This window comes from Pseudomonas sp. SLFW (assembly GCF_009905615.1).
GTDB lineage: Bacteria > Pseudomonadota > Gammaproteobacteria > Pseudomonadales > Pseudomonadaceae > Aquipseudomonas > Aquipseudomonas bambusae.
Genome location: NZ_JAAAKW010000018.1, coordinates 11,871 through 28,602 on the forward strand (window position 1 = coordinate 11,871; position 16,732 = coordinate 28,602).

The 16,732-nt window shown below is 63.1% G+C and carries 17 protein-coding genes and 1 pseudogene; 16 read left to right on the forward strand and 2 right to left on the reverse strand.

What is annotated here, in order from left to right:
• Positions 1-22: 22 nt before the first annotated feature.
• Positions 23-1,057, forward strand: a pseudogene (locus tag GVN17_RS30070) (cache domain-containing protein); the annotation flags it as partial.
• Between the two features lie 93 nt (positions 1,058-1,150).
• Complete coding sequence (locus GVN17_RS30075; protein ID WP_371928611.1) at positions 1,151-1,915, forward strand: methyl-accepting chemotaxis protein; 765 nt, start codon at positions 1,151-1,153, stop codon at positions 1,913-1,915.
• A gap of 167 nt (positions 1,916-2,082) precedes the next feature.
• Here the strand turns inward: GVN17_RS30075 and GVN17_RS24035 are convergent, their stop codons facing one another.
• Complete coding sequence (locus tag GVN17_RS24035; protein WP_166597768.1) at positions 2,083-2,955, reverse strand: alpha/beta hydrolase; 873 nt, start codon at positions 2,953-2,955, stop codon at positions 2,083-2,085.
• 289 nt (positions 2,956-3,244) lie between these two features.
• Here GVN17_RS24035 and phnC point away from each other — a divergent pair, with 289 nt between their 5' ends.
• The 14 genes from phnC (at position 3,245) to GVN17_RS24105 (ending at position 14,928) form a co-directional block, all read left to right on the forward strand.
• Positions 3,245-4,078: a phosphonate ABC transporter ATP-binding protein gene (phnC, locus tag GVN17_RS24040; protein WP_166597769.1), complete on the forward strand. Its 834-nt coding sequence runs from the start codon at positions 3,245-3,247 to the stop codon at positions 4,076-4,078.
• A 60-nt stretch (positions 4,079-4,138) separates the two neighbouring features.
• Positions 4,139-5,143: a phosphonate ABC transporter substrate-binding protein gene (gene phnD / locus GVN17_RS24045; protein ID WP_166597770.1), complete on the forward strand. Its 1,005-nt coding sequence runs from the start codon at positions 4,139-4,141 to the stop codon at positions 5,141-5,143.
• Positions 5,144-5,237: 94 nt separating this feature from the next.
• On the forward strand, positions 5,238-6,026 hold the full coding sequence (phnE, locus tag GVN17_RS24050) for a phosphonate ABC transporter, permease protein PhnE (protein ID WP_166597771.1): 789 nt from the start codon (positions 5,238-5,240) through the stop codon (positions 6,024-6,026).
• A 39-nt stretch (positions 6,027-6,065) separates the two neighbouring features.
• A complete protein-coding gene (gene phnF, locus GVN17_RS24055; protein ID WP_166597772.1) occupies positions 6,066-6,770 on the forward strand; it encodes a phosphonate metabolism transcriptional regulator PhnF in 705 nt (234 codons plus the stop codon).
• Between the two features lie 14 nt (positions 6,771-6,784).
• Entirely contained in the window at positions 6,785-7,252 is a 468-nt protein-coding gene (gene phnG / locus GVN17_RS24060) for a phosphonate C-P lyase system protein PhnG (protein WP_166597773.1), read from the forward strand.
• Positions 7,252-7,869: a phosphonate C-P lyase system protein PhnH gene (gene phnH, locus GVN17_RS24065; protein WP_166597774.1), complete on the forward strand. Its 618-nt coding sequence runs from the start codon at positions 7,252-7,254 to the stop codon at positions 7,867-7,869. The genes phnG and phnH overlap by 1 nt, the downstream gene beginning before the upstream one ends.
• Complete coding sequence (locus GVN17_RS24070) at positions 7,869-8,942, forward strand: carbon-phosphorus lyase complex subunit PhnI (protein WP_166597775.1); 1,074 nt, start codon at positions 7,869-7,871, stop codon at positions 8,940-8,942. The genes phnH and GVN17_RS24070 overlap by 1 nt, the downstream gene beginning before the upstream one ends.
• Positions 8,939-9,826 carry an alpha-D-ribose 1-methylphosphonate 5-phosphate C-P-lyase PhnJ gene (locus tag GVN17_RS24075; protein WP_166597776.1) on the forward strand — a complete coding sequence of 296 codons (888 nt, stop codon included), beginning with the start codon at positions 8,939-8,941 and terminating at the stop codon, positions 9,824-9,826. The genes GVN17_RS24070 and GVN17_RS24075 overlap by 4 nt, the downstream gene beginning before the upstream one ends.
• A complete protein-coding gene (phnK, locus tag GVN17_RS24080) occupies positions 9,823-10,638 on the forward strand; it encodes a phosphonate C-P lyase system protein PhnK (RefSeq protein ID WP_166597777.1) in 816 nt (271 codons plus the stop codon). The genes GVN17_RS24075 and phnK overlap by 4 nt, the downstream gene beginning before the upstream one ends.
• 34 nt (positions 10,639-10,672) lie before the next feature.
• Positions 10,673-11,404, forward strand: a complete 732-nt coding sequence (gene phnL, locus GVN17_RS24085; protein ID WP_166597778.1) for a phosphonate C-P lyase system protein PhnL — start codon at positions 10,673-10,675, stop codon at positions 11,402-11,404.
• The gene (locus tag GVN17_RS24090; RefSeq protein WP_166597779.1) at positions 11,398-12,561 is read left to right on the forward strand and encodes an alpha-D-ribose 1-methylphosphonate 5-triphosphate diphosphatase; all 1,164 of its coding nucleotides are present in this window, start codon (positions 11,398-11,400) and stop codon (positions 12,559-12,561) included. Before phnL ends, GVN17_RS24090 begins: the two co-directional genes overlap by 7 nt.
• Complete coding sequence (phnN, locus tag GVN17_RS24095; protein WP_166597780.1) at positions 12,561-13,142, forward strand: phosphonate metabolism protein/1,5-bisphosphokinase (PRPP-forming) PhnN; 582 nt, start codon at positions 12,561-12,563, stop codon at positions 13,140-13,142. Before GVN17_RS24090 ends, phnN begins: the two co-directional genes overlap by 1 nt.
• Positions 13,133-13,882 (forward strand): phosphonate metabolism protein PhnP, encoded by a 750-nt coding sequence (gene phnP, locus GVN17_RS24100; protein WP_166597781.1) that lies wholly within the window; start codon positions 13,133-13,135, stop codon positions 13,880-13,882. Before phnN ends, phnP begins: the two co-directional genes overlap by 10 nt.
• Positions 13,883-14,106: 224 nt before the next feature.
• Positions 14,107-14,928, forward strand: a complete 822-nt coding sequence (locus GVN17_RS24105) for an alpha/beta fold hydrolase (RefSeq protein ID WP_166597782.1) — start codon at positions 14,107-14,109, stop codon at positions 14,926-14,928.
• A 277-nt stretch (positions 14,929-15,205) separates the two neighbouring features.
• Here the strand turns inward: GVN17_RS24105 and GVN17_RS24110 are convergent, their stop codons facing one another.
• The gene (locus tag GVN17_RS24110; protein ID WP_256665368.1) at positions 15,206-16,729 is read right to left on the reverse strand and encodes an efflux transporter outer membrane subunit; all 1,524 of its coding nucleotides are present in this window, start codon (positions 16,727-16,729) and stop codon (positions 15,206-15,208) included.
• Between the last annotated feature and the right edge of the window lie 3 nt (positions 16,730-16,732).

The following is a 16,732-nucleotide window of genomic DNA, read 5'->3' on the forward strand; positions in this document are numbered from 1 at the left end:
TCTTGGTTATGGACACAATCGTATGATCAAAAGTCTGGGTTTCAGCAGAAAGATCCTGCTGGCCGCTGCACTGATAGTTGTTGTTGCTTTTAGCTGTTTCATCCTGGTCAACGATTACCGCCAGCGTGAAACTCTCAAGAACAACGTTGACGCCGAATTACAACAACTGGGAAGTCTGACCACGCAAAACATCCAGACGTGGCTGGACAGTCGGACTCAACTCCTCAACTCCATGGCCCAGCAAGTGGCGGCCGACGGTCCATCCGCGAGCAGCCTGCAGCGCATCGTTGGCCTGCCGGTGTACGGCGACAATTTCCAGCTGAGCTATTTTGGCGGCAAGGACGGCCTGATGTTCTCGGTGCCTGCGGGCAACCGTGCGGCCGATTACGACCCTCGCGCCCGTGGTTGGTATAAAGCAGCGGATGCGGCGCAAGGCATTATCGTGACCGAGCCTTACATTGCCGCGTCGTCTGGCAAGCTGGTGGTGACCCTGGCCACGCCGGTGCGTCAGCAGGGTCAGATGATCGGTGTCGCAGGGGCAGACATTGCTTTGGACGCCATCAGCAAGACCATCAACTCGCTGAATTTCGGGGGGCACGGCTATGCGTACATCGTCAGCGCCGACGGCAAAATCCTGATTCACCCGGACAGCAAACTGCTGCTCAAGAACGTCAGCGAGGCCTATCCGAACGGCGCACCGAAAATCGTGCCCGGCGTGTACCAGATCGAGTCCGGTGGCAAGGCGCAGTTCATCTCGTTCACCAAGGTCGAAGGCCTGTCCTCGGCGAACTGGTACGTGGCGTTGGTGCTCGACCAGGACACCGCCTATTCGATGCTCAGTGAATTCCGTTCCTCGGCCATCACCGCGATGGTCATCGCCGTAGCAATCATCATGGTGTTGCTGGGCTTGTTGATTCGCGTGCTGATGCAGCCGCTGCACCAGATGGGTCGCGCCATGCAGGACATCGCCGACGGCGAGGGCGACCTGACCAAACGCCTGTCGATCGTGTCGCAAGACGAATTCGGCGCGCTGGCACAGTCGTTCAACCGGTTTGTCGAGCGTATTCATGGCTCGATCCGCGAAGTGGCGTCCACGGCGGGGCAGTTGGGTGAAGTCGCGGCCCGTGTGGTCGGCGCGTCCAACTCGTCCATGGGCAACTCCGATCAGCAGGCCAGCCGCACCAGCAGCGTGGCCGCCGCGATCAACCAGCTCGGCGCCGCCGCGCAGGAAATCGCACAGAACGCTGCGTTGGCCTCGCAGCATTCCAGCGAAGCCACGCAACTGGCCAGCGAAGGGCAGGGCGTCGTGACCCAGACCATCAAGGCGATGCATCAGCTGTCGGACAAGATCAGCGAATCCTGCGTGAACATCGAAACGCTGAACGCCAAGACCGCCAACATCGGCCAGATTCTGGAAGTGATCACCGGCATCTCCCAACAGACCAACCTGCTGGCGCTGAACGCGGCCATCGAAGCGGCGCGTGCGGGTGAAGCGGGTCGTGGCTTTGCGGTGGTGGCGGATGAAGTGCGCAACCTGGCGCACCGCACCCAGGATTCGGCGCAGCAAGTGCAGGGCATGATCGAAGAGCTGCAAGTCGGCGCCCGCGACGCGGTGGTCAACATGACCGAAAGTCAGCGTCAGAGTGAGAACAGCGTGACCATCGCCAACCAGGCCGGCGAACGCCTCAACAGCGTGACCCGCCGCATCGGCGAAATCGACGGCATGAACCAGTCGGTGGCGACGGCGACGGAAGAGCAGACAGCGGTGGTCGAGTCGATCAACGTCGACATCACCGAAATCAACACGCTGAACCAGGAAGGGGTCGACAACCTCAAGTCAACGCTGGACGCCTGTACCCACCTGGAACATCAGGCGGCGCGGTTGCAGCATCTGGTGGGGACGTTCCGGATTTAACGAGCTATGGCTCGCCGTATTTGGCGGGTGTACGCGTAATAACTGTGGGAGCGAATTCATTCGCGAAGCGGGGCGTCAGGCGATGGAGAGGTGTCCCCTGTGCCACCTTCGCGAATAAATTCGCTCCTACAGGTGATGTTGCCAACTGTGTTGCAGGGGGCTCTCACTCAAAGCTGTTCAGGCAACCCGGCAGCCCGGCGCAATCCCAGATGCAACGCTGTGCCGAACATCTGTCCATGGTTCCTGCCGTTGAATTGCTGGTAACTCGCCTCGGTTCCCGGCAGTCGCGCCAGGTGTTCCGCCAACAAGCGGTTGGCCTCTTTGGGCACCGCCGACATGGCCTTTCTTCTTTCCTCGGAACCCCCGTCGAATTGCGCGATGGGCGGTTTGCCTTCCCGTTCTCCCTTGACCAGCCGCACCGTGCGCGTTGTGCCAGCGGGAAACGCGGTCAGCGCCATGCCGTTGTCGAACGTGATCGGCTGATACCAGAGGGAGGCGCTGGCGGCGATCCAGGTCTGGAACGCCTCCGGTCGCTGCAGCAAGGCATAGAGCGTGAACAGCCCGCCAAACGAATGCCCCCACAAGGTCTGCCGTTTCAGATCGACGCTGTACTGCGCCTGCACCTCGGGTTTGATTGTCGTGAGGATCAACGCCAGAAACGCTTTTGACGTCTCCCCGGTGTAATCCCGTGTGCGCTGTTCGCCGTCGTAGGTCCCGTCGATGTCGTAGCCGATCATCACCAGCAGCGGCGGGGCGCCTGCGCTCAATTCACCCAGCCAGTCGTCCTGCACCTCGGCCATGACGTTGTTGCCGTCCAGCAAATACATCACCGGGTAGCCCGACGCAGGCGGTGCGCTGCGCGGGATGCCGATGTCCAGCCGGTAATGCCGTTGATGATCGGGGGAGTCGATGTTCAGACGTTCGAAGCGGTAGTGGGCAGAGCCGGTTTCAGCCAAGGGGTGAGTCTCCTGATGGTCGGCGATTGCCAGCAAAGGCAGCGCGCCGAGCACGATAACGGTCAGCGATTTCATCCATTTCATCGGAGCGTGCCGGAAAGTGAGGATTCACCAGCGTGCCTCGGCGCGTACCGGTTGTCTATTTCGCGTGCGCCCTGAACCGGCACTTTGCGCGAACATGTCGACAAAAGCCGCGAAAAATCTCGCATCAAATGGTCAACGAACTGTTATCCGAGGTTCATCCACGGGTCACGGAAATGCCACATGGTCTCTCTAATGTCGGTCGCACCGAGCACGCTCCAGGACGGACCGGGCGGCTGACATTCACCCCTGGCAGGACGCCGGAACCGAAACACATGACAAGAGAAGCCCCATGAACCCAGCTATCCATGTCGACCGTTTGAACAAGACATTTGCCCGCAAAACCGCTCTGGTTGACCTCGCATTGTCTATACAACCCGGAGAAATGGTGGCGCTGATCGGCGCTTCCGGCTCGGGCAAATCCACCCTGTTGCGACATCTGGCCGGACTCGCCTGCTGCGATCGCAACAACGGCGGCAGCGTCCGCGTGCTGGGCCGTGAGGTTCAGGCGGCGGGTCGCCTCAATGGCCAGGTGCGCCGTCTGCGCGCCGACATCGGCTACATCTTTCAGCAATTCAACCTGGTCAATCGCCTGAGCGTGTTGGACAACGTTCTGCTCGGCTGCCTGGGCCGCATGCCGCGCTGGCGTGGCAGCCTCGGGATGTTCAACGCCGAGGAAAAAGCCCGCGCCATGGCCAACCTGGACCGCGTCGGGCTGGCAGACCTCGCTCAGCAGCGCGCGTCGACGTTGTCCGGCGGCCAGCAACAACGGGTCGCCATCGCCCGCGCACTGACCCAGCAGGCCGAAGTCATTCTGGCCGACGAACCCATCGCGTCACTGGACCCCGAGTCCGCCCGCAAGGTCATGGAAATCCTCGCTGACATCAACCGTCAGGACGGCAAGACCGTGGTCGTCACCCTTCATCAAGTGGACTACGCCGTGCGCTATTGCCCACGGGCCGTGGCGCTCAAGGGTGGCCGCATTCATTTCGACGGCAATGGCGCCGACCTTAACGGTCAGTTCCTCAACGACCTCTACGGCGCCGATGCCGACGCCAGCCTGATGTTCGCCGATCAGGGCCGCAATCCCAGCCAGCCCCCGCGATTGGCGCTGGCCCGGGCCTGATTGTTCATCACAGAACAGCACCCCACAACAACACCTCAACCCATGTTCCAGGAGCTCTCCATGTTGAACCGTATCGGTCGCGTGTTCGCGTCTGCCGCTCTCGTTGCCGGCTGCCTGACGGGCGCCGCGCACGCAGATGAAAGCACCCTCAACTTCGGCATCATGTCCACCGAGTCGTCGCAGAACCTGAAAAGCGTCTGGCAACCGTTCCTCGACGACATGTCGAAAAAGACCGGCCTGAAGGTCAACGCCACCTTCGCTTCCGACTACGCGGGTCTGATTCAGGGCATGCGTTTCAACAAGGTCGACGTGGCCTGGCTGGGCAACAAGGCGGCGATGGAAGCCGTGGACCGTTCCGGTGGCGAGATCTTCGCCCAGACCGCTGCCGCCAACGGCGCGCCGGGTTACTGGAGCGTGATCATTGCGCGCAAGGACAGCCCGATCAATTCCATCGACGACATGTTCAAGCACGCCAAGGAACTGACCTTCGGCAACGGTGACCCGAACTCCACGTCCGGCTACCTGGTGCCGGGCTACTACGTGTTCGCCAAGAACCACGTCGATGCCGCCACCGCCTTCAAACGCACCCTGAACTCCAGCCACGAAGTCAACGCCCTGAGCGTTGCCAAGGGCCAACTGGACGTCGCGACCTTCAACACCGAGAGCTGGGACCGTCTGGAAGTCACCCAGCCGGAAAGCGCCGCCAAGCTCAAGGTGATCTGGAAGTCGCCAATCATCCCGGCCGACCCGATGGTCTGGCGCAAGGGCATGTCCGACGAGACCAAAAACAAGGTCCGCGATTTCTTCGCCAATTACGGCGATACCGACGAAGAAAAGGCTGTGCTGAAGAACATGCAGATGGGCAAGTTCCTCAAGTCCTCGGACGACCAGCTGCTGACCATCCGCCAGCTGGAACTGTTCAAGCAGAAGACTGAAACCACCGCCAGCACCAGCCTGAGCGCCGATGAAAAGAGCGCGAAGCTGAAAGAGATCGACGCCGGCCTGACCAAGCTGCAAGACCGCATCACCGAGCTGGAAAAACAGAACACCGCCAAGGCGGGCTAATCGGCTAATCGGCTAATCGGCTAACCGGCCGATCGGCAGGCGCGGTGGCCAAACCGTCGCGTCTGCTGCAACCCATAGATACCGGGACTCTGTCATGAGCACTCATGCTGTATACGCTGACGCCGTCGGCAAGCGCACCTGGCCGCAATACCTGGGCTGGGGCATCTTCTTCGCGATGATGGCCTGGGCCTGGCACGGCGCCGAGATGAACCCGCTGGCGCTGGTCCGCGACTCCGGCAACATGGCGACCTTCGCCGCCGACTTCTTCCCCCCAGATTTCCACGAATGGCGCTCGTACCTCCAAGAGATGATCGTCACGGTGCACATCGCCTTGTGGGGCACGCTGCTGGCGATCGTATGCTCGGTGCCGCTGGGCGTGCTCTGCGCCGACAACATCACCCCGTGGTGGATTCATCAACCGCTGCGCCGGGTCATGGATTCGTTCCGCTCCATCAATGAAATGGTCTTCGCGATGCTATTTGTGGTCGCGGTGGGTCTTGGGCCGTTTGCCGGTGTTCTGGCGTTGTGGATCAGCACCACGGGCGTGCTGGCCAAGCTCTTCGCCGAGGCCGTCGAAGCCATCGATCCAGGCCCGGTGGAAGGGGTGCGCGCCACCGGTGCCAGCGCCTTGCAGGAAGTGATCTTCGGGGTTATCCCGCAAGTCATGCCGCTGTGGATTTCCTACGCCTTGTACCGCTTCGAATCCAACGTGCGCTCGGCGACGGTGGTGGGGATGGTCGGCGCGGGTGGCATCGGCGTGATCCTCTGGGAAAACATCCGCGCGTTTCAGTTCACCCAGACCTGTTCGGTGCTGCTGGTGATCATCGTGGTGGTCAGCGTCATCGACATCTTCTCCCAGCGCCTGCGCAAGCAGTTCATCTAACGATCACGACAGGAGAGGGTGCGAACCCTTTTTTTAGCCATGCACTTGTCTAGACAATCCGAACCCGTCTACCGGGAACTCGCAGACACCCTGCGTAACGAGCTGAACCACTACATCGCCGGTGAGTTCCTGCCTGCTGAAACCCAGCTGGCCGCGCGCTTCGACGTCAACCGCCACACCGTGCGCCGGGCCATCGACGAATTGGTGCGCGAAGGCAGCCTGTTGCGCCGCCAGGGCAAAGGCACGCAGGTGCTAGGCCGTCCGCTGGTGTACCCGGTGGCCGCCGAAAGTGCCTACAGCCAGTCGTTGTCGGCCTTGGGGCACGGTGTTGAGGCGGTGTTGCTGCAGCGCCGTCACTGTGTCGCGACCCGTGAAGAGGCCGAGCATCTGGGCCTTGAAGAACACGCGCCGCTGATCGAATTGCAAACCCTGCGGCGCCTCGACGGCCAGCCGGTGAGCCTGATCCGCCACCGCTATTGCGCCAGCCGTGCCGCCCTGGTGGCCGATTACAAAAACGGCTCGGTGCGCCAGTACCTCGCGTCCCGCGACCTGCCGTTGACCCGCACCTTCAGCCTGATCGGCGCCCGGCTGCCCAGCCGCGAAGAGGCCGGCGTGTTGCTGATGCCGCGCCACTTGCCCGCGCTGACGGTGCTCACCCTTTCCCGCGATGCCGACGGACACCCGGTGGAGATTGCCCATTCCACCAGCCGCTCCGACCGCTTCCAGTATCAGATCGTCACCTGATGGAGATGCCCTCGATGACTGCTTCATCCGCTTTCACCACGCCCCCCGAACACGCGGCACGCCAGCACTGGATCGGCGTGTTGTCCCGCACGCAACGCAAGGATTTGCAGCCTCACGAAGACGCCCTGCGCGACGTCGAGTATCAGCTGATCCGCGCCCCTGAAATTGGCATGACCCTGGTCCGTGGCCGCATGGGCGGCAGCGGGGCAGCGTTCAACCTCGGCGAGATGACTGTGACCCGCTGCGTGGTGCGCCTCGGCGACGGGCGCACCGGTTACAGCTACCTGGCTGGGCGCGACAAGGCCCACGCCGAACTGGCCGCCCTGGCCGACGCTCACCTGCAAGGCGCGCAACAGGCCCACTGGCTGCGCGAACTGATCGAACCGCTGGCCAAGGCCCACGCCGAACGCCGGTCCCAACAACACGCCGAAACCGCCGCGACCAAGGTGGACTTCTTCACGCTGGTTCGAGGAGAAAACTGATGAACACGACGCTCGCCACCGCTTCGCTTTTACAGCCTGCCTTCGCCGACCCGGTGCTGGACGCCCAGCGCAGTTTCCGCGCTGCCCTCAAGGCCCTCGCCGGACCGGGCGTGGCCCAGAGCCTGTCCTCGGCGCAAATCCCGCCGCACCTCGAAGGCCTCGCCTCGGCCAGTCACGCCCTGTGCCTTGCCTTGCTGGACGTCGACACGCCGCTGTGGCTCGCCCCCACATTCGACACCCAGGCGATTCGCGCCAACCTGACCTTTCACTGCGGTTGCCCCATCGTCAGCGACCGCCAGAACGCACGCTTTGCCTTGCTCGATGACAGCCAGCTCCATGACCTGAGCGGCTTCGACCTGGGCAACGACCGCTACCCCGATCAGTCCTGCACGTTGCTGGTTCAGTTGCCGAGCCTGCAAGGCGGTCGCCAGTTGGCCTGGCAAGGGCCGGGCATCGAAAGCAAAAACCACGTCAGCCTGCCGTTGCAGGACGCCTTCTGGGCCGAGCGCAGCGCACGCAACGATTTTCCCCGTGGCATCGACGTGTTCTTCGTTGCGGGCAGCGAGTTGATGGGACTGCCGCGCAGCACCCGCGTCCTGTCGAATGGAGGTGTCTGATGTACGTTGCCGTGAAAGGTGGCGAACAGGCCATCGACAACGCTCACAAGTTGCTCGCAAAAAAGCGCCGGGGTGACACCTCCGTCGCGGAACTGGGCGTCGAACAGATTCGTCAGCAACTGCCCCTGGCCGTCGCTCGGGTGATGACCGAAGGTTCGCTGTACGACACCGAACTCGCCGCGCTGGCGATCAAGCAGGCAGCGGGCGATCTGGTGGAAGCGATCTTCCTGCTGCGCGCCTATCGCACCACGCTGCCGCGCTTCGCCGCGAGCCTGCCTATCGACACCTCGGCGATGCAGATCAGCCGTCGACTGTCGGCAACCTTCAAGGACGTGCCCGGCGGTCAACTGCTCGGCCCGACCTTCGACTACACCCACCGCCTGCTGGATTTCACCCTGCTGGCGGAAGGCGTGTTCCCCGGTCCGCAAACCCGCCCTGACGCCACTGTCGAGGCCTGTCCTCGGGTCTCGGGTCTGTTGGCGAAAGAAGGCTTGATCAAGGACGAACCGGACACCGGTGCGCCGGTCGCCGACATCACCCGCGAGCCGCTGGAATACCCGGCCAGCCGCGCCGAGCGCCTGCAAGCGCTGGCCCGTGGCGACGAAGGTTTCCTGTTGGCGCTGGGCTATTCGACCCAACGGGGCTACGGCCGCAATCACCCGTTTGCCGGGGAGATTCGTGTCGGTGAGGTCGAGGTGTGGATCGAGCCGGAGGAACTGGGCTTTCCGATTTCCATCGGCGCCATCGAGGTCACCGAGTGCGAGATGGTCAACCAGTTCGTAGGTTCGGCCACCGAGCTGCCGCAGTTCACCCGGGGTTACGGCCTGACCTTTGGCCACGCCGAGCGCAAGGCCATGGGCATGGCGCTGGTGGACCGCTCGCTGCGCGCCGGGGAGTACGCCGAAGAAGTCGTCTCGCCCGCGCAACAGGAAGAATTCGTCCTCGCTCACTGCGACAACGTCGATGCCTCGGGCTTCGTGTCGCACCTGAAACTGCCGCACTACGTGGACTTCCAGGCCGAACTGGAACTGGTCCGCAAGCTGCGCGCGCCTGCAAAGGAGTCGGCCCAATGAACGCCGCCACTGACCCTCGACAACAACCTCGCCCGCAGCGCGACGAGGCGTACAACTTCGCCTACCTGGACGAACAGACCAAACGCATGATCCGTCGCGGTCTGCTCAAGGCCGTGGCGATTCCCGGTTACCAAGTGCCGTTCGGCGGCCGTGAAATGCCACTGCCCTATGGTTGGGGCACCGGCGGCATGCAGCTGACCGCCGCAATCCTCGGCGCCGAAGACGTGCTCAAGGTCATCGACCAGGGCGCTGACGACACTACCAACGCGGTGTCGATCCGCCGCTTCTTCGCCCGCACCGCTGGCGTCGAAACCACCGAGCGCACCACGGACGCGACGATCATCCAGACCCGCCACCGCATGCCGGAAACGCCGCTGCACGCCGGTCAGATCATGGTCTTGCAGGTACCGATTCCCGAACCGCTGCGCTTCATCGAGCCGTCGGAGACCGAAACCCGCACCATGCACGCGCTCAACGATTACGGGGTGATGCACGTCAAGCTGTACGAAGACATCGCCACCTTCGGCCACATCGCCACGGCCTACGCCTACCCGGTCATGGTGGACGAGCGCTACGTGACGGACCCGTCGCCGATCCCGAAATTCGACAACCCGAAACTCGACATGAACCCGGCACTGATGCTGTTTGGCGCCGGTCGCGAGAAGCGCCTTTACGCCATTCCGCCGTACACCCGCGTCACCAGCCTGGACTTCGAGGATCACCCCTTCGAAGTGCAGAAGTGGACACACAACTGCGCCATCTGCGGCAGCCATGACTCGTTCCTCGACGAGCTGATTCTCGACGATCAAGGCACCCAGAGCTTTGTCTGTTCCGACACCGACTATTGCGCGCAACGGGTCAACGAGGGGAGGGCGAAGCCATGATCGCTGCCAGAAAGCTGCAACCGGAGGCGATCACCGATCGCAGCCAGCCGCTGCTCAAGGTCAAGGGCCTGGGCAAATTGTACGGCCCGGAAAAGGGCTGCCAGAACGTGAGTTTCGACCTGTACCCCGGCGAAGTGCTGGGCATCGTCGGCGAGTCGGGCTCGGGCAAATCGACCTTGCTGTCGCTGCTCAGTGGCCGTTGCCCGCCAGACAGCGGCGTCATCGATTACCGCGACACGCAAGGCCATTGGCTGGACCTCTACAGCGCCAGCGAAGCCCAGCGCCGCACCTTGCTGCGCACCGAGTGGGGCTTCGTCGAGCAGAATCCTCGCGACGGTCTGCGCATGGCGGTTTCGGCAGGCGCCAACATCGGCGAACGCTTGATGGCTCAGGGCGTGCGCAATTACCAGCAACTGCGCGCAGCGGGGCTGGACTGGCTGAATCAGGTGGAAATCGACCCGGCGCGCATCGACGACCTGCCCCGGACTTTTTCCGGCGGCATGCAACAGCGTTTGCAGATTGCCCGCAACCTCGTGTCCGGCCCGCGTCTGGTGTTCATGGACGAGCCCACCGGCGGCCTCGATGTGTCGGTACAAGCGCGTTTGCTCGACCTGATGCGCGGCCTGGTGCGTGAGCTTGACCTGGCGGTGGTCATCGTCACTCACGACCTGGCCGTGGCCCGTCTGCTGGCCGACCGGCTGATGGTGATGCGCCGTTCCCACGTCGTCGAAACCGGCTTGACCGATCAGATCCTCGACGACCCGCAACACCCGTATTCGCAGTTGCTGGTCTCTTCCGTGCTGCAACCTTGAATGCAGCCCTGACCCGACTTTTGGAGTGGCTTTGATGAACACGCTGATCGAGGTCCAGGACCTCTCGAAAACCTTCACCCTGCACCAGCAGAACGGGGTGGTGCTCAACGTGCTGCGCGGCCTGAATTTCTCGGTGCGCGGCGGCGAATGCCTGGTGCTGCACGGGCATTCCGGCGCGGGCAAAAGCACCTTGCTGCGCACGCTGTACGGCAACTACCTGCCTGCGGGCGGCAGCATTCGGGTGAAGCATCAGAACCAATGGCTGGAACTGGTCGGTGCCGAGCCTCGGCAAGTGCTGGAAGTGCGTCGGCAGACGCTGGGCTACGTCAGCCAGTTTTTGCGGGTGATCCCTCGGGTTGCCACGCTTGACGTGGTGATGGAACCGGCCTTGGCCCGTGGCTGGAGTCGCGAGGAAGCCAAGGCCCGCGCCGAGCTGTTGCTGGCCCGGCTGAACATTCCACAAAGCCTGTGGCAGCTGGCGCCGGGGACTTTTTCTGGCGGTGAGCAACAGCGCGTCAACATCGCCCGGGGTTTCATGGTGCCGTGGCCGGTGATGCTGCTCGACGAACCCACCGCGTCGCTGGACGACAGCAATCGTGCGGTGGTGCTGGAGCTGATCAACGAAGCCAAGCACGCCGGTGCCGCGCTGATCGGCATCTTCCACGACCGCCTGGCCCGCGAAGCGGTGTCCGACCGCGTGCTCGACATGACCCCTCAACAACTGCCCGACAAGCACCTGACGGCCAAGGAGTTGCTGCAATGCTGAACGAACAGATCCTGACCAACGCCCGCATCGTCACTGCCGATCAGGTGTTCACCGGCACCGTCGTCCTGCGGGACGGGATGATCAGCGACGTGCAGACCGGCGTGAGTTATCTGCCTCAGTCTCAGAACCTCGATGGCGATTACCTGCTGCCGGGGCTGGTCGAGCTGCACACCGACAACCTTGAAAAACACCTCAGCCCGCGTCCCGGTGTGGACTGGCCGTCGGCCTCGGCGGTGATCAGCCACGACGCGCAGATCATCGCGGCGGGCATCACCACGGTGTTCGACGCGCTGTCCATCGGCGACGTCAACCCCAAGGGCAAGCGCATGCAGCAACTGCCGGGGATGGTCGAAGCTATCGCCAAGGCCAACGCCGCCGACATGACCCGCGCCGAACACCGCTTGCACCTGCGTTGCGAAGTCTGCCATCCGGACACCCTCAGCGTGTTCCGCGACCTGGTGGAGCAGCCGTTGGTGCAACTGGTCTCGACCATGGACCATTCGCCGGGTCAGCGTCAGTTCGCCCTTGAATCCAAGTACCGTGAGTACTACATGGGCAAATACCACCTGAGCAATCAGCAGATGGATGAATTCATCGTCGAGCAGGTCGCCAATTCGAAGATTTACAGTGACCGTTACCGCAAGGCCATCGTCGACATCTGCCTGGCGCGTGGCCTGTCGGTGGCCAGTCATGACGACGCGACGGTCGAGCACGTCGAGGAGTCCGCAGGCTATGGCATGACCATCGCCGAGTTCCCGACCACCCTGGAAGCGGCGCAGGCCTGCCGTCGTCTGGACATGAGCGTGCTGATGGGCGCGCCGAACATCGTCCGTGGCGGCTCGCACTCCGGCAACATCGCGGCGGCGACCCTTGCTAAAGAAGGGCTACTGGATATTCTCTCCAGCGATTACTATCCGGCGAGTCTGTTGCAGGCCGCGTTCACCCTCGGTGCGCAACTGGACGACGATCAGCCGCAGACGGGCGCAGGGCTGGCAAAAGCCGTCACCACCGTAAGCCTGGCGCCCGCGCGTTCGGCGGGGTTGCAGGACCGTGGCGAGATCCGCGTCGGCCTGCGCGCCGATCTGATCCATGCCCGTGCCGTGGGCAACCTGCCGGTGATTCAGCAGGTCTGGCGACAAGCGAAGAGGGTTTTCTGATGGCAGGCAGGTTGATCTATCTCATCGGACCGTCCGGTTCGGGCAAGGACAGCCTGCTGGATGCCGCGCGCGAACCCCTGGCCTCTCGGGGCTGCCGGATCGTGCGCCGGGTCATTACCCGTTCGGCGGAAGCCAAGGGCGAGGCGGCGCAGGCCGTCAGCGTCGAGCAATTCGCCGAGATGCAGGCTCAGGGCGCGTTTGCCCTGAGCTGGTTCGCCAACGGCCTGCATTACGGTATCCCGAACGAGATCGATCAATGGCTGGCCGACGGTCACGACGTGCTGATCAACGGTTCGCGGGGGCATCTGCCACAGGCGCGGGCGCGTTATCCCGATTTGTGGGTGGTGTTGCTGAGTGTCGATCAGGTGGTCTTGCGCCAGCGGTTGCTGGCGCGGGGCCGTGAGTCGGCGCAGGAGGTCGAGGCACGGCTGTCGCGCAACGCGCAGTTTGCCGATGACCTGCTGGCCGCTGCCGGGCCTGCGAACGGCGCATCGATTCTCTTGCTGGACAACTCCGGCGCACTGGAGCAGACCGTCGCCCGCTTGCTGCAACGCCTCGACCGGGAGCACGCATGCGCCTGACGTTATTGGGCACCGGGGATGCGCGACAAGTGCCGGTCTACGGGTGTGAGTGCCCTGCATGCGAAGCGGCCCATGCCGATTCGCGCCTGCGTCGACGCCCGTGTTCGGCGCTGGTTGAACTGGGGGAGCAACGCTGGTTGATCGACAGCGGGCTGCCTGACCTCACCGAACGTTTTCCGCCGCGCAGCCTCAGCGGCATCCTCCAGACCCACTACCACGCCGACCACGCGCAAGGGCTGCTCCATCTGCGCTGGGGGCAGGGACTGGTGATCCCGGTGCACGGCCCGGCCGACCCGGAAGGGCTGTCGGACCTCTACAAGCACCCGGGCATTCTCGATTTCAGCCAACCGTTCGCCGCGTTCGAGTCGCGAACGTTTGGCGAGCTTCAAGTGACGGCCTTGCCGTTGCTGCATTCCAAACCGACGCTGGGGTATCTGCTGGAAGGCGGCGGACGCCGGATTGCGTACCTCACCGACACCGTGGGCTTGCCCAACGACACCGCCGCGTACCTGCGTGAGCGAGCGCTGGACGTGCTGATCCTCGACTGTTCGATGCCGCCTCAGCCCCAGACGCCGCGCAACCACAACGATCTGAATCTGGCGTTGCAGATCATCGCGGATTTGCAACCGGGGCAGGGGGTGTTGACTCACGTGGGGCACACACTGGATGCGTGGTTAAGGGGCCATGAAAGGGAATTGCCGGGGCATGTGATCGTGGCGCGGGACGGAATGACGCTTTAACGTCTTTTCCGCCTTAGTGGCGTCCTTGAGATGGCCCGCCTAACCGATGCATCTTGATTGGCAGGCAAATTTTTCGCGAAGGTATTGGCTCCCATAGAGGCCCGGCCCAGAAGGGTGCGATCTTCCATCCGCAGGGGCCTCAAACCAGCACATATCTACAAGGCACATCCGCAAACCCGGTCTACGCTCAATTTTCCCTGCACCTTTCCCGGAGATTGCGCCCCATGTCTATCCTGACCCTCAAAGACGGCACCGAGTTTTTCTACAAGGACTGGGGCACCGGTCAGCCCATCGTGTTTTCCCACGGCTGGCCGCTGGATGGCGATGCCTGGGACGCGCAGATGCTGTTCCTCGGCCAGAAAGGCTACCGCGTGATCGCTCACGACCGTCGTGGTCACGGGCGCTCCGGACAGACCTGGGAAGGCAACGACATGGACACCTACGCCGATGACCTGGCGCAGCTGTTCGAAGCGCTGGACCTGAAAGACGTGATCATGATCGGCCACTCCACCGGTGGTGGCGAAGTGGCGCGTTACATCGGACGTCATGGCTCGTCCCGCGTGGCCAAGGCCGTGCTGATCGGCGCGGTGCCGCCGCTGATGCTGAAAACGGCCGCCAATCCGGAAGGCCTGCCCATCGATGTCTTTGATGGCATTCGCGCCGGCTTCACGGCTGACCGCTCGCAGTTCTTCAAAGACCTCGCGGTGCCATTCTTCGGCTTCAATCGCGATGGCGCGAAGACCTCTCAGGGCGCTATCGATTCGTTCTGGTCCATCGGCATGCTCGGCAGCATCAAGGGCGAATATGACTGCATCAAGGCGTTCTCCGAAACCGACTTCACCGAAGACCTGAAAAAGATCGACGTGCCGACCCTGATCCTCCACGGCGACGACGATCAGATCGTGCCGCTGGTAGCTTCGGGCGAGAAGAGCCACACGCTGGTGAAAAGCTCGACGCTGCATTTGGTAAAGGGTGGGTCGCACGGGATGTGTACCGTGCAGGCCGATGAGATCAACGAGATTCTGTTGGGCTTCATCAAGGGCTGATTTATCGATTTTTGAACGGCCCAGTACCCCTGTAGGAGTGAGCCTGCTCGCGATAGCGGTCTTTCAGCCACCCGTTGCGTGACCCGACTTGACGCATCGCGAGCAAGCTCACTCCTACAGTGCTGATCAGGCACAGATTTTGTAGGAGCGTGGCTTGTCCCGCGATCGGCTGCGCAGCAGTCGTAAAGGGGGGGCGCAGGGTGGATCAGGCACACCGTGCGCGCGGAGTTTACGACGGGTTCCCCGCCGATCACGGGACAAGCCACGCTCCAACAGGTCAGCGGCGGGTCATTACCTTATTCTGTGGCCAACCGCCGCCCAACGCGCGGAAGGTCGACACCGCCGCCCTCGCATCATTGGCATGCAACTGCGCCAGTTGATCCCGCGACACCAGCAATTGCCGGTCTTCATCCAGCACTTCCACCAGGCTGATCGCGCCGCCTTTGTAGGCATCCTGCGCGGCGTCCCGTGCGGTCTGGTGCGCGGCGACTTCCTCATTCACTTCCGTGCGCTGTTGTTCCAGTTCCACCAGCGTGACGATGGCGTTCTCGACGTCTTCGGTGGCCTTCAACATCACCTGCCGGTACTCGGCCAGCGCCTCGGCATTGGCGCCTTTGGCTTGTGCGACTTCGGCGTCCACGCGACCGAAATCGAACAGCCGCCAATGCAGGCCCACAATCGCCTGGGGCTGGAACGCTGACGAGGTGAACAGCTGGCCGCTGTGGGCCGTGTCGAACCCCAACAAGCCGGACAGCGAGACCTTCGGGTAATACTCGGAAATCGCCGCGCCAATCCGCGCATTGGACGCCGCCAGTTTGCGTTCGGCGGCAATCACGTCCGGGCGACGACGCAGCAGCTCGGCGGGCCCTTCGGAATCGCTGATGGTCGGCACGCTGTAGGTCTGCGCGCTGTTTTTCATTTCCAGCGCGTAGGTGCCGGGCTGTGCGCCCATCAGCACGTCCAGCCGGTTGAGTTGGGTCGCCAGTTCGGTGCGCAACGGCGGAATTGTCGCCCGTGCCTGCAACACCAGCGCCTTGGCCTGGGCCTGTTCGCGGTTCGTCGCCAGGCCGCTGCCCATGCGGTCGTTGATCAGGTCCAGCAAACCGTTCTGGGTCTTGACCTGATCTTCGGCGACCGCCAGCCGTTGCTGCGCGCCACGAATGCGGAAGTAGGCATCGGCGGCCTCGGACGCGACTGAGATTCGCACGCCCACATGGCTGGCTTCGGCGGCCTGCGCTTCATCCACTGCCGCCTCTTCGCCGCGCTTCAGACCACCCGCCAAGTCGGCTTCCCAACTGGCACCGACGCCGAAGGTTTCCAGCGTCTGGTTGCGGTCGTAACCCGGAAACGCGCTGCCCAACTGACCTTGGGCGCTCTCGGTGGACTGGCGTTGACGAATCGCTTTGGCGTCCAGCGCACCCTGAGGCAAGCGTATCGCACCGGCCTGTTGCGCCACGGCGCGGGCCTGTTCGACACGGGCGAAGGATTTCGCCAGGTCAAGGTTCTGATCCAGCACACGTTGAACGATGCGGGTCAGTTCCGGGTCGTTGAAGCCGGTCCACCACGTGTCCAGCGCCGGGGCCGGGGTGTCGCCAACCCGCTGCTGCAACAGCGTCTGATTCTGGTAGGACGCGGTCAGTGTGTTTTTCGGCTGCTGGTAGTCAGGCCCGACGGTACAGCCTGCGAGGGCGATGACGAGTGCGCTCAGGGCAAAGACGCCCGTGCGTTTGAAACGAGACGCCAGGGTGATCATGGGGCTGTCCTCGAAGCGTGAAACGGAAAGGGGGCGTTGGGTGTTCATGGC